Origin of the sequence: Streptomyces sp. NPDC002566 (assembly GCF_042889585.1) — a bacterium.
GTDB lineage: Bacteria > Actinomycetota > Actinomycetes > Streptomycetales > Streptomycetaceae > Streptomyces.
Genome location: NZ_JBIARD010000004.1, coordinates 351,311 through 373,259, shown reverse-complemented (window position 1 = coordinate 373,259; position 21,949 = coordinate 351,311). Strand labels below are relative to the sequence as shown.

Genomic DNA, 21,949 nt, shown 5'->3' with positions numbered 1-21,949 from the left:
GGTATGACGTGATCCACCTCACGGAATGCCGGTGCGCGGCGTGAGGCGTCACGGGCCACCCGGAGCCTCACGCACGCCCCTTCGCGCGCCCCCGTCAGGCGTCCCCGGAGGGGCTCCCGTCCCCCTCGCTTTCCTCCTCCTCGGCGAGCGCCGCGTCCAGCCGGGCCCGGGCGCCCTCCAGCCAGCGCCGGCACACCTTGGCCAGCTCCTCACCGCGCTCCCACAGGGCGAGGGACTCCTCCAGCGTCGTGCCCCCCGCCTCCAGGCGGCGCACCACCTCGATCAGCTCGTCGCGCGCCTGCTCGTATCCGAGCGCCTCGTCCGTCCTGCTCGTCATGCACCCGATCCCTGCTCGTCGACAATCACCATGAACTCGCCCTCGGCGACCCGCGCCCGCAGCGGCTCCGCCGCCGCCACCTCCTCCGGCCCCCGGACGACATGCCCGTCGGCCTTCTGCAGCACGGCGTACCCCCGTTTCAGCGTCGCGGCCGGGGACAGCGCCACCACGCGCGCGTGCGTGTGCGTCAGCTCGGAGTCGGCGCGGTCCAGGAGGTGCCCCAGCGTGCGCCGCGACCGGTCGGTGAGCGAGGTGACGTGGTCCGCCCGCTCCTCGATCATCCGGTGCGGATCCTGTATCACGGGCCGCGCCAGCGCGTGGGCGAGCCCGCGCTCCTCCCGCTCCACGAGCGCCTCCACGCACCGCCGCGCCCGGCCGCGCAGCATCCGCACCCGCTCCAGCTCCTCTCCCACGTCCGGCACGACCTTCTTCGCCGCGTCGGTCGGCGTCGAGGCCCGCAGGTCCGCCACATGGTCCAGCAGCGGATTGTCGGGCTCGTGCCCGATCGCCGACACCACCGGCGTACGGCAGGCCGCGACCGCCCGGACCAGCTGCTCGTCGGAGAACGGCAGCAGATCCTCCACGCTTCCGCCGCCCCGCGCGACGATGATCACGTCCACGTCGGGCATGGCGTCCAGCTCCTTCACCGCCTGCACGACCTGCGGCACCGCGTGCACCCCCTGCACCGCGACGTTGCGCACCTCGAAGCGGACGGCGGGCCAGCGGTGCCGGGCGTTCTCCAGCACGTCCCGCTCGGCGGCCGAGGCCCGCCCGCAGACCAGTCCGATCAGCTGCGGCAGGAACGGCAGGGGCTTCTTGCGCTCCCGGGCGAACAGGCCCTCCGCCCCCAGCGACTTCTTCAGCTGTTCGAGCCGCGCCAGCAGCTCCCCGACGCCCACCGGCCGAATCTCGACCGCCCGCAGCGACAGCTGCCCACGCGGCGCGTACCACTCCGGCTTGGCGTGGACGACGACCCGCGCGCCCTCCCCGACGACGTCCGCGACGGCGTCGAACGCCTGCCGGAAGCAGGTCACGCTCACGGAGACGTCGTACGACGGATCCCGCAGCGTGAGAAAGACGACGCCCGCGCCCGGACGCCGCGACAACTGGGTGATCTGCCCCTCGACCCACACCGCGCCGAGCCGGTCGATCCACCCCCCGATGAGCCGGGACACCTCGCCGACCGGCAGCGGGGCCTCCGCGGACGTGTTGACAGCCATGCGGCGAGGGTAGTGGCCGCGACTGACATTTCAGCCCGTCCGGCGCTCGAGGACGAGGCCCGTCAGGGCCGAAGCGGGGCCCTGGGGGCGGCAGCCCCCGGCCGCCATCGGTGGCCGGCACCCGGCCTTACGATGGACCACATGACTGCTTCGCCTGGCCGCCGTGTCCTGCTCGCCGCCCCGAGGGGCTACTGCGCCGGTGTGGACCGCGCCGTGATCGCCGTCGAGAAAGCCCTGGAGCAGTACGGCGCCCCCGTCTACGTCCGCCACGAGATCGTCCACAACAAGTACGTCGTGCAGACCCTGGAGAAGAAGGGCGCGATCTTCGTCGAGCGGACGGAGGAGGTGCCCCCGGGCAACATCGTCATGTTCTCCGCCCACGGCGTGGCCCCCGTCGTCCACGAGGAGGCCCGGCGCGGCCGCCTCGCCACCATCGACGCCACCTGCCCCCTGGTCACCAAGGTCCACAAGGAAGCCGTCCGCTTCGCCGACGACGACTACGACATCCTGCTGATCGGGCACGAGGGCCACGAGGAGGTCATCGGCACCTCCGGCGAGGCCCCCGACCACATCCAGCTCGTCGACGGCCCCGGCGACGTCGCGGGCGTCGAGGTCCGCGACCCCTCCAAGGTCGTCTGGCTGTCCCAGACCACGCTGAGCGTGGACGAGACCATGGAGACGGTGGACGCGCTCAAGGAGAAGTTCCCGCAGCTCATCTCCCCGCCGAGCGACGACATCTGCTACGCCACGCAGAACCGTCAGCTCGCGGTGAAGCAGATGGGCGCCGAGGCGGAGCTGGTGATCGTCGTCGGCTCGCGCAACTCCTCCAACTCCAAGCGGCTCGTCGAGGTCGCCAAGCTGGCCGGCGCGCGCGAGGCCTTCCTGGTGGACTTCGCGAGCGAGATCGAGGAGGCCTGGCTGGAGGGCGTGACCACGGTCGGCGTCACCTCCGGCGCGTCCGTCCCCGAGGTCCTCGTCGAGGAGGTCCTCGCCTGGCTCGCCGAGCGCGGCTACGAGGACGTGGAACTGGTCAAGGCCGCCGACGAGCACATCACCTTCTCGCTGCCCAAGGAACTCCGCCGCGACCTGCGCGAGGAGGCGGCGGCACTGGTCGCGCAGCGCGGCGGCAGCGGTGCGGCGGGAGCGGACTCCCCGGCACCCGCTGAGTGACTGTAAGTCGGCCGTCGTAACGTGGAGCCATGCAGATCTTCGGCGTGGACATCGGCGGATCCGGAATCAAGGGCGCCCCGGTGGACCTGGACAGGGGCGACCTGGCGGAGGAGCGCTTCAAGGTGCTCACCCCGCACCCGGCGACGCCCGACAGCGTGGCCGACGGCGTGAAGCAGGTCGTAGAGCACTACGGCTGGACGGGCCCCGTCGGCCTCACCTTCCCGGGTGTGGTCACCGGCGGATCCCACGTCCGCACGGCGGCCAACGTGGACAAGAACTGGATCGACACGGACGCGCGGGCCCTGTTCAGCGAGCGGCTCGGCGGGCTGCCGGTCACAGTGGTCAACGACGCGGACGCGGCGGGCGTCGCCGAGATGGCCTTCGGCGCCGGCCGCGACCGCAGCGGCACCGTGATCCTGCTGACCTTCGGCACGGGCATCGGCAGCGCCGTCTTCGTGGACGGCGCCCTGGTCCCCAACACCGAGCTGGGCCACCTCGAACTGAAGGGCCACGACGCGGAGAAGCGCGCCTCCAGCAAGGCCAAGGAGGACAACGACCTGACGTGGGAGCACTGGGCCCATCGCGTGCAGAAGTACCTGGCGCACGTCGAGATGCTGTTCTCGCCGGAACTCTTCATCATCGGCGGCGGCGTCAGCCGCAAGTCGGAGAAGTTCCTCCACTACATCGAGGGCATCGAGGCGGAGATCGTCCCGGCGCAGCTGCAGAACAACGCGGGGATCGTGGGCGCGGCGATGCACGCGGCCAAGCAGGCGTGACAGGGCGGGGCGGGCGTCTCCCCGCCCGCCCCGCCTCCCCCGTCGGCCTACCGCATACCGCCTACCGCATGCCGCCGCCCCGCACAGTCCTCTCCCGCAGGGCGGCCCTGCGGCGGCGGGCCATCCGTGCCAGGCCCCGGCCCAGCGCCACCAGCCCCGCCACCAGCGTCCCGCTGTACAGCCAGCCGACCTGCGTGCCCAGGGCGGTGAACAGACTCATCAGCCGATGCCCGATCCCGTCCCCCGCCTCGGTCATCGGCAGCAGCCCCAGCGTGTAGGCGATCGGTACGACGACCGGCGCCGCCACCAGCTCCGTCCCGCTCACCCAGAGGCCGGCCAGCACACAGAGGGGCATGAACAGCACGCCGTACACCGTCGGCGAGGCCCCGAACAGCAGCTCGTCGAGCCACCCCAGCGTGAGCGCCGTCCCCCCGAAGAGGAGACCGGCGCCGAGCCCGGTGAGCCGGGGGTTGGGCAGGCGCCGTACGGGCGACGCGGCGGGCGGAGCGGCCGGCGCGGGCCTGGTGCCGCCGAGCGGCCGCCGGCGGACGACGTCGTGGCCGTGCCCGGCCGGCCCGCCGCCCCGCCCGGCGCCCCCGGGACCCTTGCCTCTCTCGCCGCCCCGGCCTCCACCACCACTGCCCCCGTTCCGCCCCACCTGCGGCGGGACGGGTGGGGTGCGGCCTCGCGGGGTGCTCTGCCGTGGGCGCGTCCTGTGGTGCTCCATCGGACCAACTTAGGTCGGTTAATGTGCCGAATCGGGCCCGGGACACGCCGGGGGACGGGCCTCGAGGTTGCGTTCGAGAGGCCAGCGGGGCCGGGCCCGGGCACGCCGTAAACTGGTGGATCGGCCAGCCCGCTGGCCCCTGGCCGTCTGGCCCCCTGGCCCTCTGACTACGGGAAGTCGCAACGTGTCGCTCACGATCGGAATCGTCGGTCTGCCGAATGTCGGCAAGTCGACCCTGTTCAACGCCCTGACCAAGAACGACGTGCTCGCGGCCAACTACCCGTTCGCCACGATCGAGCCCAACATCGGTGTGGTCGGCGTCCCCGACCCCCGCCTGGCCAAGCTGGCGGAGATCTTCAACTCGCAGCGGGTCCTCCCGGCGACCGTCGACTTCGTGGACATCGCCGGCATCGTGCGCGGCGCGAGCGAGGGCGAGGGCCTCGGCAACAAGTTCCTCGCGAACATCCGCGAGTCGGACGCGATCTGCCAGGTCATCCGTGCCTTCAAGGACGAGAACGTCGTCCACGTCGACGGCAAGGTCTCGCCGAAGGACGACATCGAGACGATCAACACCGAGCTGATCCTCGCCGACCTCCAGACCATCGAGAAGGTCCTGCCGCGCCTCCAGAAGGAGTCGCGCATCAAGAAGGACATCGCCCCGAAGGTGAAGGCGGTCGAGGAGGCGAAGGAGATCCTGGAGAAGGGCGACACGCTCTTCGCGCACGGCATCGTCCAGGGCACCGAGCGCAACGAGCTCCTCCACGACCTGCACCTCCTCACCACCAAGCCGTTCCTCTACGTCTTCAACGTCGACGAGGACGAACTGGTGGACGAAGACTTCAAGAACGAGCAGCGCGCTCTGGTCGCCCCGGCCGAGGCGATCTTCCTGAACGCCAAGCTGGAGGCGGACCTCGCGGAGCTCGACGAGGCCGACGCCATGGAGCTGCTGGAGTCGGTCGGCGCGGAGGAGCCGGGCCTGGCGACTCTGGCCAGGGTCGGCTTCAACACCCTCGGCCTCCAGACCTACCTCACGGCCGGCCCCAAGGAGTCCCGCGCCTGGACCATCAAGAAGGGCGCCACGGCCCCCGAGGCGGCCGGCGTGATCCACACGGACTTCCAGAAGGGCTTCATCAAGGCGGAGGTCATCTCCTTCGCCGACCTGGTGGAGACGGGTTCGGTCGCGGAGGCCCGCGCGAAGGGCAAGGCCCGCATGGAGGGCAAGGAGTACGTCATGCAGGACGGGGATGTGGTGGAGTTCCGCTTCAACGTGTGATCGATCAATTGCTGTACGCGACTCGTTGACGTCCGAGTTCGGGGTCGAGCCCTCTCGTGAACTCGGCCCCTTAGCTGGCGTTTGCAGGCAGTTATGCCTGCCGAGTGGCTGCGCCTGATTGGCAGTGGATCGCCTCACTCCGCGATGCTGCGAAGCAGGCCAGCCCGCTTGCGGTCCCAGAGCGTCTCGTGCGGCTTGCTCACGGAGTTTCCTGCGATTGCCGAGGCGCTGCGGCGGGAGCAAAGCGGAACAACAGCCGTCAGGCGCATCCAGCACTGGGACGCGAGAGCGACGGTGGCACGCGAGCCCCTTTCGGAGCACCGTTGGGGCAGCTCACGTCGGAGGAAACTGCTGTCAGCTCCGAGCGGGATCAGGTAGCCGTGCCTGCGGTGCGGGGGCCCGTAGAGGCTTGTTGTCGGAGATCATTTGTGGTCACACGGTGCGGACGACAGTGGCCGGTTTGATGTCCTGGGCGTCGATGAGGGTGCGGATGTCGTCAGGGTCCGAGGTCCAGATAATGGCCCCGAGGCTGGCTGCCATGGTCACGACGGTGGCGTCGACGATGTCGGAGGTGCCCGCCTTGCCGCAGAGGATGCCTGCGGCTTTGGCGGCTTCGAGGCCGACGGGCACGACGTGGCACCCGGCGAGGAACTTGCCGAGTCTGACCTGGCGGCGAGAGTCCCGCCATGCCTGGCTGACGACGACGGACGGGACGTGGATGTCCCTGCCGTCTTCGAGAGCCAGGCTGTGGCGGGCCCACATGCGCCGGTCGTCGTTGTCGATGGCGATGAGCACCCCGGCGTCGTACAGGTAGGGGATGTTCACGCGGCCGAGACTCCCGAGCTGCTGAGGTATTCGGCGTCGGCGGCGGCCAGATCCGCGCGGGCGGCGGCGAGCTCTTCCGGGGTGAAGGCGCCGTGTTCGGCCTGCCACTGCTGGATGACGGCCCGGCCGGCCCGCAGGCGCAGCTCGCGTTCTGCTGCTCCGGCGACGAACCGGGACAGCGGGATGCCTTCTTCCTCGGCGGCTCCGGCCAAGGCTTCGACCAGAGATTCGTCGAGAGTGATAGTCACCTTCTTGGTAGCCATACATCAACCATAGCGCGATATGGCCTTCGCGGCTGAGGCGTGGCAGGAGAGCCGCTTCACCGTCTAGTTGACCCAGCGAAGGCCGTCTGACCTGCGCGGAGCCGTGCTGACTTCGGTCAGCGCGGGGGAGTGGCTGGGCCGCTTCGTCGCCCTGTGGCTGGGCATCGGCGGAATGGTGTGCGTACGCCTTTTGGATCTCGACCTGCTCCCCGTCGGAGTGGAGTCGGGATCAGGTGTCGTAAACCGTGGAGCGATGCCCGACGTGGACGACCCACACCACGAGCTCTCCCTTGTCGATCGTGTAGAGGACCCGGTAGTCGCCGAACCGCAGTCGACGGCGTTCTGGCTGTGACACGAGCGCGGTGGTGTTGAAGCCGAGGGGGTCGCTCTCCAGTTCGGCCAGTTTGGCCAGGATGCGCAGGGCTATGTCGCGAGGGACCTTCCGGAGTTCGGCCTGTGCCTCCGGCCGGAAGACGGTTCGGTATTCACTCACCGCGCGCCAGCGTCTCCCCCATGATGTCCTCGATCGGGATGCCGGATGCCGGGTTGGCCATGCGTTCGTCGATGATCCGGTTGATCTCGCGCTCTTCCCATTCCTGGTACTTGCGGAGCACCTCGATGGAGACGACGGCGGCAACCTGCTTGCCCCGTCGGGTGATCACGGTGGGCACGTCATCTCGATCGGCGCGCTCCACGACCTCGGCCAGGTGCGCACGTACATCGCGGATGGACTCTATGGGGAGTGGCTGCGTCATGCGCTCAAGCGTACCGAGTGTGCCATGTGTACACAACGGTCAGAGGGTGAAGACGATCTTGCCGAAGTGGGTGCCCGAGGACATGCGGGTGAAGCCTTCGGGGGCTTCGGTCAGGGGGAGGGTGTGGTCGATGGTGGGGCGGGTGCCGGTGGTGGTGCAGAAGGCGAGCAGGGACGTCAGCTCGTCCCTGGTGGCCACGGTGGAGCCGATGACGGTCAGTTCCCGGCGGAAGACGCGGGTCAGTTCGGCGTGGGCGGGGCGGTCGCCGGTGGTGGCGCCGGAGATGACCAGGGTGCCGCCTCGGCGGAGCGAGCGGACCGAGTGGGACCAGGTGGCGGCGCCGACGGTCTCGAGGACGGCGTCGACCGGGTGGGGCAGGCGCGCGCCGGGTTCGACGGCGTCGGTGGCGCCCAGGGCGAGGGCGCGGGCGCGTTTGAGGTGGTCGCGGCTGGTGGCGTAGACGCGGAGGCCGGCGGCTCGGCCGAGGGTGATCGCGGCGGTGGCGACTCCGCCGCCGGCGCCCTGGACGAGGACCGAGTCGCCGGGGCGGACGCGGGCCTGGGTGAAGAGCATGCGGTAGGCGGTGAGCCAGGCGGTGGGGAGGCAGGCGGCCTCCACGAAGGAGAGGCCGGGGGGCTTGGGGACGAGGTTCGCGGTGGGGACGGTGACCTGCTCGGCGAAGGTGCCCTGGTACTTCTCGGTGAGGATCGAGCGTGACTCGCCGGGGGCGAGCCCGTGGCCGGTGAGGCCGACCACGGGATGGACGACGACCTCGTTGCCGTCCTCGTCGACGCCGGCGGCGTCGGTGCCCAGGATCATGGGGAGCCGCTCCGCGGTGAGGCCGACCCCGCGCAGCGACCACAGGTCGTGGTGGTTCAGCGAGGCGGCCCTGACGGTGACGCGGCTCCAGCCCGGGCGGGGGCGCGGGGCCGGAAGCTCCCCGAGGCGCAGGCCCCGCAAGGGTTCGGGCAGTCCGATCTCGGCGGCGTAGGCGGCGAACATGTCGGGGAGCTCACCACTCCCGCTGCGGGAAGTTCTCGCCGCCGCACCAGTGGACGACGGTGCCGCCGTAGCTCATGCCGGCGCCGAAGCCGAGCAGCAGGACCTTGTCGCCGGGGACGAGGCGGCCCGTGCGCTCGGCCTCGGCGAGGGCGATGACGACGCTGGAGCCGCTGGTGTTGCCGAACCGGTCGGCGACGATGACGGCCTTGCCGGCCGGCTGGCCGAGGCGGCGGACCAGCTCCCGTACGAGGGCGGGGTTCGCCTGGTGGGTGACGATCAGCTTCAGCTCGTCGAGGGCGACGCCCGCCGACGCGATCACCTCGTCGACGAAGCCGGGGACCACCGAGAGGGCGAAGTCCTTGACGCCCTTGCCGTCCATGCGCGTCACGTTCGCTCCGCTGAAGCGGTTCAGCCGGCCTTCCTCGGCGACGCGTTCGATATACGCCGTGTAGTAGCGCTCCGGGTCCGTGCCGAGGAGCGTCCGGCCGATGCCGGGGCTGTCCGCACAGCGCTCCAGGAGGTAGCAGGCCGCGCCGTCGCCGAAGATCGCGTGCTGGGTGCGGTCGTCCGGGTCGTTGAGCTGGGCCACCGTGTCGGCGACGACGACGGCGACGCGCTCGTACTGCCCCGACTCCATGTACTTGTGGCCGACGTCCAGGGCGAAGAGGCCGCCTGCGCAGCCGCCCGCGTTCACGTCGAAGCCGGGCACGCCGCGGACCTGCGCCTTGCGCAGGACCAGTGTGGCGACCGCCGGGATCATGTGGTCGGGGGTGGAGGTGCAGCAGATCAGCAGGTCGATGCTCGCTGGGTCCACGAAGGCCCGCTTGCAGGCGTCCTCCAAAGCGCCGAGCGCCAGGTCCGAGGTGAACTCGTCGGGCCCGGCGATCCGCCGGCCGGTGATGCCGAGCCGCTCGCGCATCCAGGCGTCGCTGGTGTCGAAGCGCTCGACGAGCTGCGCGTTGGTGACCTCCCGCTCAGGGAGGCAGACGCCTATGGAGCGTATGCCGACGCCGGTGGGCACCCGCGTACTGTCGACGGACCCCGTCATGGTGGACTCGCTTCCCCTGTCTCGGACACTGCCCTGTCAAGAACTGCGGTGCCGCAGGCCGGACGACATCCGCACCGCACCGTCGACGCGGATCGTCTCGCCGTTGATCATCGGGTTGTCGATGACATGGGCGACCAGCGCGGCGAACTCGGCCGGGTCGCCCCACCGCCGCGGATGCACGAGATCGCGGTCCAGCTCCGCGCGGGCCGCCTCGGGCACCGAGGCGACCGCCGGCGTCGCGAAGAAGCCCGGCGCGACGGTGACGACGCGGATCAGCGACCCGGCCAGCTCGCGCGCGAGGGGCAGCGTCATGGAGACGACGCCGCCCTTGGACGCGGCATAGGCCGCCTGCCCGACCTGCCCCTCGAAGGCCGCGAGGGAAGCGGTGTTGACGATCACGCCGCGCTCCTCGCCGGCCGGCTCGTTCGCGGCCATGCGCGCGGCGGCCAGGCGTACGACGTTGAACGTGCCGACCAGGTTGGCCGTGACGACCTGCACGAACCGGTCCAGGGAGTGCGGGCCCGACCGGCCGAGCACCCGTGCCGCGTGCGGCACTCCGGCGCAGTTCACGACCGCGCGGAGGGGGCCGTGCCGCTCCGCCGCGTCCAGCGCCCCGGTCACGTCCGGCTCGCTCGCCACGTCGCTGCGGACGAACACCGCCTTCCCGTCGAGGGACTTCAGCGCCGCCTCGCCGCGCTCCTCGCTCCGGCCGAGGAGGACCGGGACGACACCGGAGGCCACCAGCCTCGCGGCGACGGCGAGTCCGAGGCCGGACGTGCCGCCGGTGACCAGCGCTGACGTGGTGGATGACATCAGTTCTCCTCGTCCGGGCCGCCGGGACGCCGGGAGGCGCCGAGACGTTCCGAGATGATCGCGGCAAGCTCGCGCGGCCGGTGGGTGACGAAGTAGTGCCCGCCGCCGGGGATCTCGGCCAGCTCGACGTGGGCCGCGTACCGCTTCCAGTCCGTGTACGCGTGCGCGTAGCCGCGGGTGGCGGCGTCCTCGTCGCCGATGACGACGACGAGCGGCGCGTCGAGCAGCCGGTGGCGGCCCTCCTCGGCCTCGATCTGGAAGCGCAGGCCCTGTGTCATGTCGTGCCGGAGCACCGCCAGGACCGTCCGCAGATCCGTTTCGTCCAGGACGCCGTCGAAGCCGCCGAGCGACTTCATGTGGGCGTAAAGGGAGTCCGCGGGCCAGTCCCGGGCGCGCTCCAGTTCCGGCACGGGAGCGGTGGACGGCAGCGCGGCGCCGATGAACACGGCGGCCGGCCGCCGGCCCTGCCGCTCCACGCGCTGCGCGACCGCGACGGCGAGGGCCGAGCCGGCGCAGTGGCCGTACACGGCGAAGGGGCCGTCGATCGCGTCGAGGATCTCCGCGGCGATGAGGTCGGCCGTCTCGTCCAGGCCGAGGAGGGGTTCGCCGGCGTGCGTCGGGTCGTGGCCGGGCAGCGCGGCGCTCCAGGTCGCGATCCCGGGGGCCAGTTCGGCGGCGAGGCGGTGGTAGGCCGCCGCGGTGCCGCCGCCGTAGGGGACGCAGACGAGGGTCGGGGTCCGCTCTGTCGTGGCGTCCCCGACTTTGGTCAGGGGCCGCAGGAGGCGTCGCCCTCCGGTGTCGTGGAGCTCCTGGACCCGGCGGGCCAGCCGCTGCGGCGTCGGGTGCTGGAAGACGTCGAGGACCTCGGTGCCCCGGCCGACGGCGCGGGCCACCCGTACGGCCTTGAAGGAGTCGCCGCCCAGGTCGAAGAAGTCGTCGCGGACCGAGAGGTCCGCCACCCCGAGGACGCTCCGGAAGGCGTCCAGGACGATCCGCTCGGTGGGTGTCGCCGCCGTGTCGTCCCGGCCGCCGGTGACGACCGGGTCCGGCAGGGCGCGCCGGTCGAGCTTCCCGTTGGAGGTGAGGGGGATCCGGTCGATCGCCGTCACGGTGGCCGGCACCATGTGGGAGGGGAGCCGGCGGGCGAGGCGGCGGCGCAGGCCGGCCGTGTCGGGATCCGCCGGACCGGTGGGCACGACGTACGCGGCGAGCACGCTGTCGCCGACCGCGTCCCTCCGGACGACGACGCGGCAGTCCGCGACCGCCGGGCAGGCCCGCAGCTCGGCCTCGATCTCGCCGAGCTCGATGCGGAAGCCGCGCACCTTCACCTGGTCGTCGGCGCGGCCCTCGTACCGCAGGAGGCCCTCGGCGGTGCGGCGGGCGAGGTCGCCGGACCGGTACATGCGGGAGCCCGGCGGCCCGAACGGGTCGGCGACGAAGCGCGCGGCGGTGAGCCCCGGGAGGTTCAGGTACCCGCGGGCGAGCTGCGCGCCGGCCACGTAGACCTCGCCCGTGACCCCGGGGGGAACGGGGCGCAGCCGCTCGTCGAGGACGTACAGCGCGAGGCCCGGCAGGCTGCGCCCGATCAGGCTCCCGGTCCGGCCGGCGGTGCGGGACCGGTCGAGCGCCAGATGGCTGGCGTGGACCGTGGTCTCGGTGATCCCGTACATGTTGACCAGCACCGGCTCGTCGCCTGGATGCAGCGCGTACCACTGCGCCGGCTGCCGGAAGTCGAGCGCCTCACCGCCGAAGACGACGTAGCGCAGAGCCAGTCGCCGGCCCAGCGGCGGATCGTCCGCGTACGCCTGGAGGAGCTGCCGGAACGCCGAGGGCGTCTGGCTCAGGACGGTGACGGCCTCGTCCACCAGGAGCCGGAGGAAGCGCTCCGGCGCGCGGCGGACGGCCGGGGGCACCAGGACGAGCCGGCCCCCGTGCAGGAGGGGACCCCACAGTTCCCAGACGGAGAAGTCGAAGGAGAAGGAGTGGGCCATCGACCACACGTCGTCCGCGCGCAGGTCGAAGAGTTCACGGCTCGCGGAGAACAGGTCGAGCACGTTGCCGTGCGGGACGACCACGCCCTTGGGGCGCCCGGTGGAGCCCGAGGTGTGGATGACGTAGGCGGCGTCGTCCCGGGTGAGGCGACGGCCGAGCTCCTCGGGGCGCAGGTCGTCCGGGGGGAGGGCGGCCAGGGTCGCGAGGGTGTCCCCGGCGTCGGTCGCCAGAACTGCCGGACCGGGGAGCGGTGTGGACGGTGCCGCGTGGGCGGTGGCGTCGATCAGCAGCGAGGGCTTCGCGTCCGCGAGCAGGGACTCGACGCGCTCCGGTGGGTACTCCGGGTCGACGGGAACGTACGCGGCGCCCGCCTTGAGGACGGCCAGGAGCGCCACCACGAGGCCGGCGGAGGGCGGCAGCCGGACGGCGACCAGCCGGTCGGGGCCGCAGCCGCGCCGCAGGAGCAGACGGGCCAGCCGGTTGGCCCGCGCGTTCAGCTCCCCGTACGTCAGGGCCTCGCCCTCGCACGTCACGGCGGTGGCGGCCGGGGCGAGGCGGGCCCGCTCCTCGAACGCGGCGACGAGGGTGGGGGGTCCGCCGGACGACTCCGGCCGGCGCGGGCGCACCCGCAGGAGGGCGCGCCGCTCCTCGTCGCCGAGGACGCCGATCTCGCCGAGGGGACGGCCGGCCCCCGTGAGGACCTGCCGGAGGAACGCGTCGAACCGCGTCCGGTGAGCGGCGAGTTCGGCGGTCTCGTAGAGGCCCGGGTTGGCGTCCAGGGTGAACGTCAGTTCTTCGGGCGTCGCGTACACGCCCAGCATGAAGTCCTCGATCGGGCCCGGCGCGAGGTTGCCCAGCCGGGCGGGGCATCCGTCGAACGACAGCGGCGTGCCGAGCGACATGACGTTGGCCGTGGGGCCGAAGACGCGGGCGGTCCCGCGCCGGGTGCGCAGGTCGCGCCGGATGTCCTCGAACCGGTGCCGGCGGTGGGCACGCGTCTCGTCGATCGTCGCGCTGACGCGGGCGAGCAGGTCCAGGAAGCTGTCCTGCGGGGAGCAGGCGACCCGCAGCGGGACGATGTTGGAGACCATGCCGGGGGTCGTCGCGGCCGCGTCCGTGTGCCGGTTGGAGACCGGGAGCCCCAGGACGGCCTCGGACGCGCCGGTGACCAGGGCGGTGTACGCGGCGAACGCGGCGACCATCGCGCGCGGCCACTTCACGCCGTGGGCGCGGGTGAAGGCGGCGAGCAGCTCCCGGAGCGCGGGGTCCGCGTACCAGGTCTCTCTGAGCGCGACGCCCGTCGGCGGCAGGGACGCGTCGGAGAACGCCGGTACGCGGTCGAGGTCGTCGAACACGCCGAGCCAGTAGCGGCGGTCCTCCTGGAAGCCGGCCGAGGCACGGTAGAGCCGGTCCTCCTCTACCAGGGCGGCGAGGGGACCGAAGGGGGTGGCGGCCGGTGCCCGGCCGGCGGCCAGCGCGCCGTGGACCTCCGCGGCGCGCCGGACCAGGAGCAGCGAGCCCACACCGTCGGAGACGATGTGGTGCAGCTGCCAGAACCACAGGTGCCGCTCCGGTGAGAGGCGGAGCACCGCGGTGCGCAGGACCTCGCCCCCGGCGGGGTCGAGCGGGGAGTGGACGCGTGCGCGCATCCACTTCCGCGCCGCCCGCCACGGGTCCGCCTCGTCGGTCAGGTCGACGAGCGGCACGGGATGGTCCGGTACGGCCCCGACCCGCTGCCACGGTCCGTCCGCGTCCTCGCCGAAGGACACCGACAGCGCCTCCGCCTCGGCGAAGGTCCTGCGGACGGCCTCCCGGAGGAGCTCCGGGTCGAGTGGCCCCTCGATGTCCAGGAACTCGGCGTAGGCGTAGGCGAGTTTCGAGGCGTCCAGCCGCTGGCCGTACCAGATCCCGGCCTGGCCTTCGGTGAGCGGAAGCCGGGACGGGAAGCCGGCGGGTGAACCAGACACGTCGGAGCCCTCTCGTGTGAGGAGGGCCGGACGACCCGGCCCTCCCGTGCGGTGCTGCTGCGTGTGGGGGGTGTACGGCTACCGGGAAGTGGCACCGGTGCCGCGACAGATCTCCAGAAGCGCCATCGCGATGGCCGTTCCCTGCCGTCCGTACGCCTCGGCGTAGGGGGAGATGACGCGCATCTCGCGGGTGAGGTCGGTACGGGTGCCGCCGGCGGCCTGGCGGATGCGCTGGATCTCGCGGGAGAGCTCGCGGCGGCGTTCCACCAGGGCTCGGATCTCCGCGTCCACGACGTCGAGGTCGGCGCGGAGGGCGGACACGTCCGCGAGTGCGGTCGACCGGGTCTGCGGCATGGTCAGTTGCCCCAGGTGTGGCCGAGAGGGCCGAGCAGGTTCACGACCGTCTCGGTCAGCTCCGCCGTGGCCGAGATCGTCCCGCCGGCGGGGGACTCCTCCGCGGCCGTGGCCGAGGGGGCCGCCGCGAGGGCCGCGAGAGCGACTAAGGCCACGGTGGCGGCTCTGCGGGTGGCCGGCTTGGCGGTGCTGCGGGTGATGATGCGCATGGGTGTCGTCTCCAACATTCATGTCGGTGGGGTGGTCGTTCTCGGTGATGCGATCCTCACACTCACCGCGAGTCCCGTCAGCACTACGCAATGTCAGGGTCCTGTGATGGCAACTCCCTGTCAGGCAACCTGTTTTGGGCACCCACGCCGAGCTCTTCCAGGGCGCTGACGAGTGGCCGGGCCGGCGCCCAGCCGAGCTGCGCGCCGACCGCCGTGGGCAGCGCCCTCGTCACCAGACGGGCGGCCGCCCGCTCGGTCTCCCCGCTGTCGGCATGGCCGAGGAACAGCGTCAGGTGCGTCCCGCCGTCGGGGGCGCGCAGTACGTGGACGTGCTCCAGATGGTCCTCGGGGCGTGCCACACGGCGGATCCGGTCGATGAGCGGGGGCTCGCCGGGCAGCGCTCCGGCGGGCACGGTCGTCGTCACCAGGTACATGAGTTGCCCCTCCGCGAATATTCCGTGAACCGACTCCTGTACCCCTGCGTAAGGTTGCCCTGACTCGGAGTGGGCTGGGATGATCGGGGGGACTGTGGTCTGCTTCGTGCAGTCGGCGGGGGAACTTCGGGGGGAGTCGAGTGACGGGACAATTGGGTCTTGATGCGGACGCCGAGGCGGTGTACCGCATCCTTCTGAAGCGGCCCAGGGCGGGCGTGGCGGAGATCGCCGAGGGGCTCGACTGGCCCGTGGAGCGCGCCGAGCGCACCTTGGACAGGCTGGCCGAGCTCACCCTCGTACGGAACTCCTCCGAGGAACTGGGCAAGGTCCGCCTGGTCAACCCGGAGTTCGGGCTCGCCGGCCTCCTGCAGCGGCAGGAGCGGGAGCTGGCCCAGCATCAGCAGGCCGTCGCCGCCACCCGTCTGGCCATCACTCAGATGCTCACCGAGTACGGCGACGACACCGAGGCGCAGACCGACGAGGTCCGCCGCTACACCGGCCTGGACGCCATCAACTCCCAGATCGAGCGGCTGTCGCAGGGCGCCGAGAGCAGCGTCGAGGTGTTCGCGCCCGGCGGCGCCCAGACGGAGGCCGCCCTGGAGGCCGCCCGGCCCCTCGACAAGGCCACCGTCGAGCGCGGCGTCCGGGTCCGCTACATCTACCTGGACTCGGTGCGCAACGACCCGGCCACGCTGAACTACGCGCGCTGGCTGAACGAGATCGGCGGGGAGGTGCGCGTGCTGCCCCAGCTGCCGCCCCGCATGATCATCTTCGACCGCCGGGCCGCCATCGTGCCCATCGATCCCGAGGCCGCCGCCCGCGGCGTGCTGATCCTGCGGGGCGCCGGCGTCGTCACCGCCCTGGTCTCGCTCTTCCACGAGACCTGGACGCGCGCCCAGCCGCTCTGCGGGAACCGGACGACCACGGCGGACCCGGACGGGCTCACCCGGCAGGAACAGGCCGTCCTCGACCTGCTCTTCGAGGGCCACACCGACGACGTCGTCGCCCGCAAGCTCGGCGTGTCCGTGCGCACCGGCCGCCGTATCACCGCCGACCTGATGGCCCGTCTGGGGGCGCGCAGCCGCTATCAGGCGGGAGCGCTGGCCATGGAGCGCGGCTGGCTCGGCAGGAGCGCCCGCACCGGCGAGATCCATGTCGGGGACGGCGGCGGGACGCCCGCCGCGACGGTCGCGGACACGCCCGCCGGCGACTGAGACCGCCCCGCGCGCGGCGCCGTTCGACGACCTCATCGCGTGTGCACGGGCGACGGGAGCGGAGCGTCGACCGCGTCGGGCACGCAGGACGTACGGGCGGTGTCGACCGGGTCGGGCACGCAGGGCGGACGGGGCGCGTTGACCGCGTCGGGCACGGGCATGCCGGTGAGCGCGAGCAGCACCGACTCGGCCGCCTGGGTGCCGGCCCGCTCCTGCGCCTCGGGCGTGCTCGCGCCCAGGTGCGGTGTGGCGATCACGTTGTCCAGCTCGAACAGCGGGGAGTCCGTGCAGGGTTCCTGCGCGTACACGTCCAGGGCGGCGCCGGCGATCCGGCCCTCCTTGAGCGCCGCGTACAGCTCCTGCTCGTCGACGATGCCGCCGCGCGCCGCGTTCACGATCCGCAGGTCGGGGCGGACGCGCTGGAGGGCGTCGAAGCCGATCAGCCCGGCCGTCGCCTCGGTCAGCGGCAGGTGGACCGTGAGGAACTGGGCCCGGGCGAGGAGCTCGTCAAGGCCGGTCAGCCGCACGCCGAGGGCCCGGGCGTGCTCCTCGTCCGCGTACGGGTCGTACGCGATCACCTCCATGTCGAACGCGGCGAACCGGCGCGCCACCAGCGAGCCGATCCGGCCGAGGCCCAGGACGCCGAGCGTCTTGCCCGCGAGCTCCACGCCCGTGAACGAACTCCGCGCCCAGCGGCCGTCCTTGAGCGCGGCGGACGCCTGCGGGACGTGCCGGGCGAGGGCCAGGAGCAGGGCGACGGCGTGCTCGGCGGCGCTGACGACGTTGGACGCGGGGGCGTTGGCGACGAGCACGCCTGCGGCGGTGGCCGCCGTGACGTCCACGTTGTCGAGGCCGACCCCGGCCCGGGCCACGACCTTGAGCCGCGGCGCCGCGGCGAGGGCCTCGGCGTCGATGCGGGTGGCGGAGCGCACCAGCACCGCGTCGGCCCCGGCGAGCGCGGCGAGCAGCGCCGGCCGGTCGGTGCCGTCGACGTGCCGCACCTCGACGGAGCCGTCCCGGGTGAGGACCTCCGCGGCCTGCGGGCTGAGCGCGTCGGCGATGAGGACGACGTACTGACTCATGGGGCGACCGGCCTTTCCGATGTGTGAGGAGTGAGGACACGGGGCGTCGCGGAGCCCTGTGCCGCCGCGACGGCCGCGGCGAGCAGCGCGGACCCGTCGTGCGCGGTCGGGCGCACCGGGGCGCCCACGGAGGCGAGCGCGGCCAGATGGCCGGCGCCGGCGTCCAGGTCGTACAGGTGCAGGGGGAACCCGGGCTGCTCCGGGCCCGACCAGGACAGCAGCAGGGGCCAGGCGTCGGGCCCGGTGACGTGCAGCAGCTCGGGGGATACGGAGAGCCCGTCGCCGGTCGCCTTGAGCAGGGCCTCCTTGCGCGTCCAGTAGCGCACGAAGCCGGCCGGGCGGCGGGGTTCGGGGAGCGCCGCGAGGACCGTGCGCTCCGGCCCGCGAAGCACCCGCTCCGCGGTCTCCGGGGCGTACGGGGCGATCCGCTCCACGTCCACGCCGACCTCTATGCCGAGCGTCACGGCGACCACCACCCGGTCGCCGGAGTGCGACCAGGACAGCCCGAGCGGCCCCGGCGGGCGGGGTTTCCCGTGCGGGCCGCCGCACCGCTTGCAGGTGGCGGTCAGTGTCAACTCACCGGCGGGAACGCCGAGATGGGCGGCGGCCACGGTGCGGGCGAGCGCGTGCGCGGTGACGTGGAGCGCCCGCGCGGCCGGCTGCCGCAGCCGGCGGGCGCGGGCGCGTCCGTCCTCGTCGAGGAGACCGCGCAGCGCCGGGTGGGCGTCGCGGGACGACGCCCACCACAGCTGGCAGACACCGGGCCGGAGCGCCGGCACCGGTTCCGCGGCCCCGGCCGTCACAGCCCGCCGTCCACGGGCAGCACCGCGCCGGTGACGTACGAGGCGCGGCCCGAGGCCAGGAAGGCCACGGCCTCGGCGACCTCCGCCGCGAGCCCGGTCCTGCCCAGCGCGGTGCGCTCGGCGACCTGCGCCCTGACCTGGTCGTCGAGCACGGCCGACATGTCGGTGTCGATCAGGCCCGGCGCCACCGCGTTGACGCGGATGCCGCGCCGGCCGACCTCCTTCGCGAGGGAGCGCGAGAAGGCGATGATCCCGGCCTTGGACGCCGCGTAGTTGGTCTGCCCCGCATTGCCGTACAGACCGGAGACGGAGGCGACGGTCACGATGCTGCCGGCCCGCCGCTTCATCATGGGGAAGACCACCGCCCGGCAGACGTGGTAGACGCCGTCCAGGTTGGTGTCCACGACCTCGTGCCAGTCGCTGTCGCCCATCATCAGCAGGGGCTTGTCCCGGGTGATGCCGGCCGAGGTGACGGCGACCGCCACCGGTCCGAAGTCCCGTTCGGTTGCCTCCACCCAGTCCCGCACGGACTGCGCGTCGGCGACGTCGACCCGCCGCGCCAGCGCCCGGGCGCCGAGGCCGTTCAGCTCCTTCTCCACGTTGGCGGCGGCCTGTTCGTCGCCGCGGAAGCAGAAGGAGACGTCGTACCCGTCCCGCGCCAGCCGCAGGGCGACGGCCCGGCCGATGCCGCGCGAGCCGCCGCTGATCAGGGCGACCGGCCGGTCGCCCGCCGTCCCCCCGCCGCTCACGCGTCCGCCCCGTCCGTCAGCAGCCGCAGCACCGCGCACCCCACGGGACCGTCCGGGTCCGTGGTGGTGACCAGGGCGACGCGGCCCGGCTCGCCCGGCTCCGACAGCAGCGCCGCGAGCTGGTACGCCCCGGTGGCCGCGGCCGTCTCGCCGAGCAGCGCGACGGACGCCGCGCGGCCGCGGACCCGTGCCGGGAACAGCTCCTCGTGCACCCGCAGCTCCTGCTCGCCCGCCGCACCGGGGGCCTGCGAGGGCACCGCCGCCCAGACCGCGCCGGCTGCGACGCCCGCCTCGGCGAGCGCGGCGCGCACCGCCGCCGTGAGCGCCCCGGCGAAGTCGCCGTCCGCCGCCACCCGGTGGTGGACCGCGAGCACCTCGGCCAGCGGCTCGCCGGTCGCGGCGTCGCCGGACTCCAGGAGCACCATGACGCAGCCCTCGCCCAGCACCACGTCGGCGCCGTGCGCGGCGTGCGTGAGGTGGGCGCGGGTCGCCGAGTACTCCTCGGCCGAACCGGCCAGTACCCGCTCCGCGCGCCCGTCGGCGAGGAGCCGGCGCGCCTGGTCCAGGGCGACGAGACCGGAGAGCCGGCCGGCCGCCACGGTGGTGTTGGGGCCCTTGAGGCGGTGGCGGATCGCGCTGGCCGAAGCGGCCCTGTTCATCGCCATGTTGGGGATCTTCGACGGTGACACGTCGATGGGGCTGGCCCCTTCGAGGGAGGACTTGGTGAACTCCATGAACCCCTGGACGCTTCCGGAGCCGATGCCGAGCACCAGACCGGTGCCGAGCTCGGCGTGCTCGCCGTCCGGGCCGGTGCCGGACAGCAGCTCCCGGACGGTCACCGCGGTGAGGCCCGTCAGCCGGTCCATGCCCCGGGTGCCGGCCTTCCCCAGCGCGTCGCGGACCTCGAAGCCGGGCACGACACGGGCGGTCGCCCCCGGGTCCGCGGTCCACTCCTCGGGCCCGGCGGACGCGGGCGCCTCGGTGCGGGCGCGCAGCCCCGCCGCGAGCGGGTCGCGGCCCGTGCCGTACGGCGACACGGCCGACCATGCGGTGATGACCGCGGTACTCATCGGACGTACTCCCCTCGGGGGCTCTCGTGGCGGCCGAGCAGGACGACGGCGTTGTTGCCGCCGAACGCGAGGCCGTTGTTCTGCACGATCCGCACGTCGGCGTCGACGGACGTGTTCGGCACCACGTCGACGGGGCAGTCCGGGTCGGTGGTGCGGTGGTTGGCCGTCGGCGGGACGAAGCCGTGCCGGACGGCGAGCGCGGACGCGATGGCGCCCAGGGCGCTGGCGGCCCCCATGGTGTGCCCGATCATCGCCTTGACGCCGACGGTGCGCGGCGGCCGGTCCCCGTAGACCTGGCGGATGGCCGCGACCTCGGTGGTGTCGTTGGTCGGCGTGCCGGTGCCGTGCGCGGAGATCAGGTCGACCTCCTCCGGCTTGACGGAGGCGTTCTCCAGGGCGAGGCGGATGCAGCGGGCGACGCTGTCCTCTTCGGGCGCGGTGGGGTGCGAGGCGTCGCAGTTGACGCCGTAGCCGAGGACCTCGGCGTAGATCTCCGCGCCGCGGGCGAGCGCGGACTCCTCGCTTTCCAGCAGCAGCAGGCCCGCGCCCTCGCCGGTGAGCAGGCCCGTCCGCCCGGTGTCGAACGGACGGCACTCGTCGGGCGCGATGAGGCCGAGCCGGGCGAAGCCCGCGAAGGTCTTCCGGTTCAACGCGTCCGCCCCGCCGACCAGGGCCCATTCGGAGCGGCCGCTGCGGATGGCGTCGAACCCGGCGCCGATCGCGTAGTTGCCGGCGGCGCAGGCGGTGGCGACCGTGGAGGTCTCCACGTCGGACAGGCCCAGTTCGCGGACGACGCCGAGCGCGAGGCCGCCGGTGGCGGTCCGGCCCAGGCTCGCGCCGGTGAAGGCGGCGAGCCCGAGGGTGAGCGCGGACTCGGTCAGCAGGTCGAGCTCGCCGACCTCGCCGTCGGTGGTGCCGACGACGACGGTGCCGCGCCGCTCGCGCAGCCAGGCCTCGTCGAGGCCGGCGTCGTCGAGCGCCATCCGGGCGGCGGCGGCCGCGAACCGCGTCGCCCTGCCGGTCGCTTCGGGCGGCACCCGGCGGAGCACGGCGGCGGCGTCGAAGTCGCGCACCTGGTGGCCGCGGCCGCTGGGGAAGCCGGTGGTGTCGAAGACGGTGATGTCCCCGGTGCCGACCCGGCCGGCCCGCAGGCCCTCGGTGAACTCGGCGATCCCGTTGCCGATGCTGGACAGTGCGCCGCAGCCGGTGAGGACGACGCGGCGCGGCCGCGCGGCGGGGCCGTCCGTTCTCCGGGGGGCGCTCACGGCCGGCGCCTTTCCGCGCCGGCGAGGACGGCGAGGACGGCGTCCAGGTTGACCAGCTTGACCAGGTCGTCCTGCGGGATGACGACGCCGAGCTCCTTCTCGATGCGGGAGAGGATCTCGATGGCGCCCAGCGAGTCCGCGCCGTGGTCCTCGATGAACAGGCTGGTGCCCGTCAGCTCGTCGTCCTCGAGCTCGAGGGTGTCGACGATGATGGCCCGGACGGCCGTGACGTCCACGGAAATGTTCACAGTCATGGCAGCTGCCTCTCGGATCTGGATGGCCTGCGTGTCAGGCGGCGGAGCGGATCAGGGACTTCGGACGCATGTCGGTCCAGGTGCGCTCGATGTGCTCGAGCGCGGCCTCGCGGGGACCGGCGGGCAGGACGGTGGTCCAGCCGGCCGGGACGGCCGCGAACTCGGGCCAGAGGCAGTGCTGCCCCTCGTCGTTGACCAGCACCAGGAAGGTGCCGTTGTCGTCGTCGAACGGGTTGTTCTTCATGGTTTCCCTTCCTCGGGGAGTACGTCCGGATTTCGCGTTCGGAGTCGTCCGGGAAGCTTCCGGAGTTTCTTCGTGAATTCTCTCGGTGAGGCGCGGGGGTATG

At 72.9% G+C, this 21,949-nt stretch carries 24 protein-coding genes and 1 pseudogene; 4 read left to right on the top strand and 21 right to left on the bottom strand.

Features of this window, described 5'->3' with window-relative positions; genetic code table 11:
• Positions 1 to 94: 94 nt before the first annotated feature.
• Entirely contained in the window at positions 95 to 337 is a 243-nt protein-coding gene (locus ACFYXA_RS18830; protein ID WP_389034067.1) for an exodeoxyribonuclease VII small subunit, read from the bottom strand.
• The gene (xseA, locus tag ACFYXA_RS18825) at positions 334 to 1,557 is read right to left on the bottom strand and encodes an exodeoxyribonuclease VII large subunit (protein WP_352246748.1); all 1,224 of its coding nucleotides are present in this window, start codon (positions 1,555 to 1,557) and stop codon (positions 334 to 336) included. The genes ACFYXA_RS18830 and xseA overlap by 4 nt, the downstream gene beginning before the upstream one ends.
• A gap of 132 nt (positions 1,558 to 1,689) precedes the next feature.
• Here xseA and ACFYXA_RS18820 point away from each other — a divergent pair, with 132 nt between their 5' ends.
• On the top strand, positions 1,690 to 2,727 hold the full coding sequence (locus ACFYXA_RS18820) for a 4-hydroxy-3-methylbut-2-enyl diphosphate reductase (RefSeq protein ID WP_352246747.1): 1,038 nt from the start codon (positions 1,690 to 1,692) through the stop codon (positions 2,725 to 2,727).
• Positions 2,728 to 2,756: 29 nt separating this feature from the next.
• Positions 2,757 to 3,503, top strand: a complete 747-nt coding sequence (gene ppgK / locus ACFYXA_RS18815) for a polyphosphate--glucose phosphotransferase (RefSeq protein ID WP_389034062.1) — start codon at positions 2,757 to 2,759, stop codon at positions 3,501 to 3,503.
• A gap of 61 nt (positions 3,504 to 3,564) precedes the next feature.
• On the opposite strand, the gene ACFYXA_RS18810 is transcribed toward ppgK, so the two are convergent.
• Positions 3,565 to 4,230, bottom strand: coding sequence for a DUF6542 domain-containing protein (locus ACFYXA_RS18810; RefSeq protein ID WP_389034059.1), 666 nt, complete (start codon positions 4,228 to 4,230; stop codon positions 3,565 to 3,567).
• Positions 4,231 to 4,414: 184 nt separating this feature from the next.
• Between ACFYXA_RS18810 and ychF the strand changes: the two genes are divergently transcribed.
• On the top strand, positions 4,415 to 5,503 hold the full coding sequence (gene ychF / locus ACFYXA_RS18805; protein WP_389034056.1) for a redox-regulated ATPase YchF: 1,089 nt from the start codon (positions 4,415 to 4,417) through the stop codon (positions 5,501 to 5,503).
• Positions 5,504 to 5,935: 432 nt separating this feature from the next.
• Here ychF and ACFYXA_RS18800 read toward each other — a convergent pair whose 3' ends face one another.
• From ACFYXA_RS18800 to ACFYXA_RS18750, 11 genes are all read right to left on the bottom strand, one after another.
• On the bottom strand, positions 5,936 to 6,328 hold the full coding sequence (locus ACFYXA_RS18800; RefSeq protein ID WP_352246742.1) for a PIN domain-containing protein: 393 nt from the start codon (positions 6,326 to 6,328) through the stop codon (positions 5,936 to 5,938).
• Positions 6,325 to 6,591 carry a hypothetical protein gene (locus ACFYXA_RS18795; protein ID WP_352246741.1) on the bottom strand — a complete coding sequence of 89 codons (267 nt, stop codon included), beginning with the start codon at positions 6,589 to 6,591 and terminating at the stop codon, positions 6,325 to 6,327. Before ACFYXA_RS18795 ends, ACFYXA_RS18800 begins: the two co-directional genes overlap by 4 nt.
• 229 nt (positions 6,592 to 6,820) lie before the next feature.
• Positions 6,821 to 7,084 carry a type II toxin-antitoxin system RelE/ParE family toxin gene (locus ACFYXA_RS18790; protein WP_389034051.1) on the bottom strand — a complete coding sequence of 88 codons (264 nt, stop codon included), beginning with the start codon at positions 7,082 to 7,084 and terminating at the stop codon, positions 6,821 to 6,823.
• On the bottom strand, positions 7,077 to 7,346 hold the full coding sequence (locus ACFYXA_RS18785; protein WP_389034048.1) for a type II toxin-antitoxin system Phd/YefM family antitoxin: 270 nt from the start codon (positions 7,344 to 7,346) through the stop codon (positions 7,077 to 7,079). The genes ACFYXA_RS18790 and ACFYXA_RS18785 overlap by 8 nt, the downstream gene beginning before the upstream one ends.
• Before the next feature lie 39 nt (positions 7,347 to 7,385).
• On the bottom strand, positions 7,386 to 8,348 hold the full coding sequence (locus tag ACFYXA_RS18780) for a zinc-binding dehydrogenase (RefSeq protein WP_389034045.1): 963 nt from the start codon (positions 8,346 to 8,348) through the stop codon (positions 7,386 to 7,388).
• Positions 8,349 to 8,358: 10 nt separating this feature from the next.
• The gene (locus ACFYXA_RS18775; protein ID WP_389034042.1) at positions 8,359 to 9,396 is read right to left on the bottom strand and encodes a 3-oxoacyl-ACP synthase III family protein; all 1,038 of its coding nucleotides are present in this window, start codon (positions 9,394 to 9,396) and stop codon (positions 8,359 to 8,361) included.
• Between the two features lie 36 nt (positions 9,397 to 9,432).
• Complete coding sequence (locus tag ACFYXA_RS18770) at positions 9,433 to 10,209, bottom strand: SDR family NAD(P)-dependent oxidoreductase (RefSeq protein WP_389034039.1); 777 nt, start codon at positions 10,207 to 10,209, stop codon at positions 9,433 to 9,435.
• Complete coding sequence (locus ACFYXA_RS18765; protein WP_389034036.1) at positions 10,209 to 14,168, bottom strand: amino acid adenylation domain-containing protein; 3,960 nt, start codon at positions 14,166 to 14,168, stop codon at positions 10,209 to 10,211. Before ACFYXA_RS18765 ends, ACFYXA_RS18770 begins: the two co-directional genes overlap by 1 nt.
• 78 nt (positions 14,169 to 14,246) lie before the next feature.
• Positions 14,247 to 14,522 (bottom strand): chorismate mutase, encoded by a 276-nt coding sequence (locus ACFYXA_RS18760; protein WP_351097881.1) that lies wholly within the window; start codon positions 14,520 to 14,522, stop codon positions 14,247 to 14,249.
• Positions 14,523 to 14,524: 2 nt separating this feature from the next.
• Positions 14,525 to 14,731: a hypothetical protein gene (locus tag ACFYXA_RS18755; protein WP_352246736.1), complete on the bottom strand. Its 207-nt coding sequence runs from the start codon at positions 14,729 to 14,731 to the stop codon at positions 14,525 to 14,527.
• Between the two features lie 83 nt (positions 14,732 to 14,814).
• A complete protein-coding gene (locus ACFYXA_RS18750; RefSeq protein WP_352246735.1) occupies positions 14,815 to 15,165 on the bottom strand; it encodes a hypothetical protein in 351 nt (116 codons plus the stop codon).
• A 140-nt stretch (positions 15,166 to 15,305) separates the two neighbouring features.
• On the opposite strand from ACFYXA_RS18750, the gene ACFYXA_RS18745 reads away from it, so the two are divergent.
• The gene (locus ACFYXA_RS18745; RefSeq protein WP_389034029.1) at positions 15,306 to 16,379 is read left to right on the top strand and encodes a LuxR C-terminal-related transcriptional regulator; all 1,074 of its coding nucleotides are present in this window, start codon (positions 15,306 to 15,308) and stop codon (positions 16,377 to 16,379) included.
• A gap of 137 nt (positions 16,380 to 16,516) precedes the next feature.
• On the opposite strand, the pseudogene ACFYXA_RS18740 reads toward ACFYXA_RS18745, so the two are convergent.
• From ACFYXA_RS18740 to ACFYXA_RS18710, 7 genes and pseudogenes are all read right to left on the bottom strand, one after another.
• Positions 16,517 to 17,461 (bottom strand): annotated as a pseudogene (locus tag ACFYXA_RS18740) (hydroxyacid dehydrogenase); the annotation flags it as partial.
• Positions 17,458 to 18,264, bottom strand: coding sequence for a 4'-phosphopantetheinyl transferase family protein (locus ACFYXA_RS18735; RefSeq protein WP_389034026.1), 807 nt, complete (start codon positions 18,262 to 18,264; stop codon positions 17,458 to 17,460). The gene ACFYXA_RS18735 and the pseudogene ACFYXA_RS18740, both read right to left, overlap by 4 nt.
• Positions 18,261 to 19,013 (bottom strand): 3-oxoacyl-[acyl-carrier-protein] reductase, encoded by a 753-nt coding sequence (gene fabG / locus ACFYXA_RS18730; protein WP_352246732.1) that lies wholly within the window; start codon positions 19,011 to 19,013, stop codon positions 18,261 to 18,263. The genes ACFYXA_RS18735 and fabG overlap by 4 nt, the downstream gene beginning before the upstream one ends.
• Positions 19,010 to 20,083: a beta-ketoacyl synthase N-terminal-like domain-containing protein gene (locus ACFYXA_RS18725; protein ID WP_389034021.1), complete on the bottom strand. Its 1,074-nt coding sequence runs from the start codon at positions 20,081 to 20,083 to the stop codon at positions 19,010 to 19,012. The genes fabG and ACFYXA_RS18725 overlap by 4 nt, the downstream gene beginning before the upstream one ends.
• Complete coding sequence (locus ACFYXA_RS18720; protein WP_389034018.1) at positions 20,080 to 21,348, bottom strand: beta-ketoacyl-[acyl-carrier-protein] synthase family protein; 1,269 nt, start codon at positions 21,346 to 21,348, stop codon at positions 20,080 to 20,082. The genes ACFYXA_RS18725 and ACFYXA_RS18720 overlap by 4 nt, the downstream gene beginning before the upstream one ends.
• A complete protein-coding gene (locus ACFYXA_RS18715) occupies positions 21,345 to 21,602 on the bottom strand; it encodes an acyl carrier protein (RefSeq protein WP_352246729.1) in 258 nt (85 codons plus the stop codon). Before ACFYXA_RS18715 ends, ACFYXA_RS18720 begins: the two co-directional genes overlap by 4 nt.
• 34 nt (positions 21,603 to 21,636) lie before the next feature.
• A complete protein-coding gene (locus tag ACFYXA_RS18710) occupies positions 21,637 to 21,846 on the bottom strand; it encodes an MbtH family protein (RefSeq protein WP_351097890.1) in 210 nt (69 codons plus the stop codon).
• Between the last annotated feature and the right edge of the window lie 103 nt (positions 21,847 to 21,949).

What these genes read in the sequence shown, in the direction of transcription:
- ACFYXA_RS18830 (WP_389034067.1), bottom strand. Translation starts at nt 337, where the DNA reads ATGACGAGCAGGACGGACGAGGCGCTCGGATACGAGCAGGCGCGCGAC.
- xseA (WP_352246748.1), bottom strand. Translation starts at nt 1,557, where the DNA reads ATGGCTGTCAACACGTCCGCGGAGGCCCCGCTGCCGGTCGGCGAGGTG.
- ACFYXA_RS18820 (WP_352246747.1), top strand. Translation starts at nt 1,690, where the DNA reads ATGGACCACATGACTGCTTCGCCTGGCCGCCGTGTCCTGCTCGCCGCC.
- ppgK (WP_389034062.1), top strand. Translation starts at nt 2,757, where the DNA reads ATGCAGATCTTCGGCGTGGACATCGGCGGATCCGGAATCAAGGGCGCC.
- ACFYXA_RS18810 (WP_389034059.1), bottom strand. Translation starts at nt 4,230, where the DNA reads ATGGAGCACCACAGGACGCGCCCACGGCAGAGCACCCCGCGAGGCCGC.
- ACFYXA_RS18795 (WP_352246741.1), bottom strand. Translation starts at nt 6,591, where the DNA reads ATGGCTACCAAGAAGGTGACTATCACTCTCGACGAATCTCTGGTCGAA.
- ACFYXA_RS18785 (WP_389034048.1), bottom strand. Translation starts at nt 7,346, where the DNA reads ATGACGCAGCCACTCCCCATAGAGTCCATCCGCGATGTACGTGCGCAC.
- ACFYXA_RS18780 (WP_389034045.1), bottom strand. Translation starts at nt 8,348, where the DNA reads ATGTTCGCCGCCTACGCCGCCGAGATCGGACTGCCCGAACCCTTGCGG.
- ACFYXA_RS18775 (WP_389034042.1), bottom strand. Translation starts at nt 9,396, where the DNA reads ATGACGGGGTCCGTCGACAGTACGCGGGTGCCCACCGGCGTCGGCATA.
- ACFYXA_RS18770 (WP_389034039.1), bottom strand. Translation starts at nt 10,209, where the DNA reads ATGTCATCCACCACGTCAGCGCTGGTCACCGGCGGCACGTCCGGCCTC.
- ACFYXA_RS18760 (WP_351097881.1), bottom strand. Translation starts at nt 14,522, where the DNA reads ATGCCGCAGACCCGGTCGACCGCACTCGCGGACGTGTCCGCCCTCCGC.
- ACFYXA_RS18755 (WP_352246736.1), bottom strand. Translation starts at nt 14,731, where the DNA reads ATGCGCATCATCACCCGCAGCACCGCCAAGCCGGCCACCCGCAGAGCC.
- ACFYXA_RS18750 (WP_352246735.1), bottom strand. Translation starts at nt 15,165, where the DNA reads ATGTACCTGGTGACGACGACCGTGCCCGCCGGAGCGCTGCCCGGCGAG.
- ACFYXA_RS18725 (WP_389034021.1), bottom strand. Translation starts at nt 20,083, where the DNA reads ATGAGTACCGCGGTCATCACCGCATGGTCGGCCGTGTCGCCGTACGGC.
- ACFYXA_RS18715 (WP_352246729.1), bottom strand. Translation starts at nt 21,602, where the DNA reads ATGACTGTGAACATTTCCGTGGACGTCACGGCCGTCCGGGCCATCATC.
- ACFYXA_RS18710 (WP_351097890.1), bottom strand. Translation starts at nt 21,846, where the DNA reads ATGAAGAACAACCCGTTCGACGACGACAACGGCACCTTCCTGGTGCTG.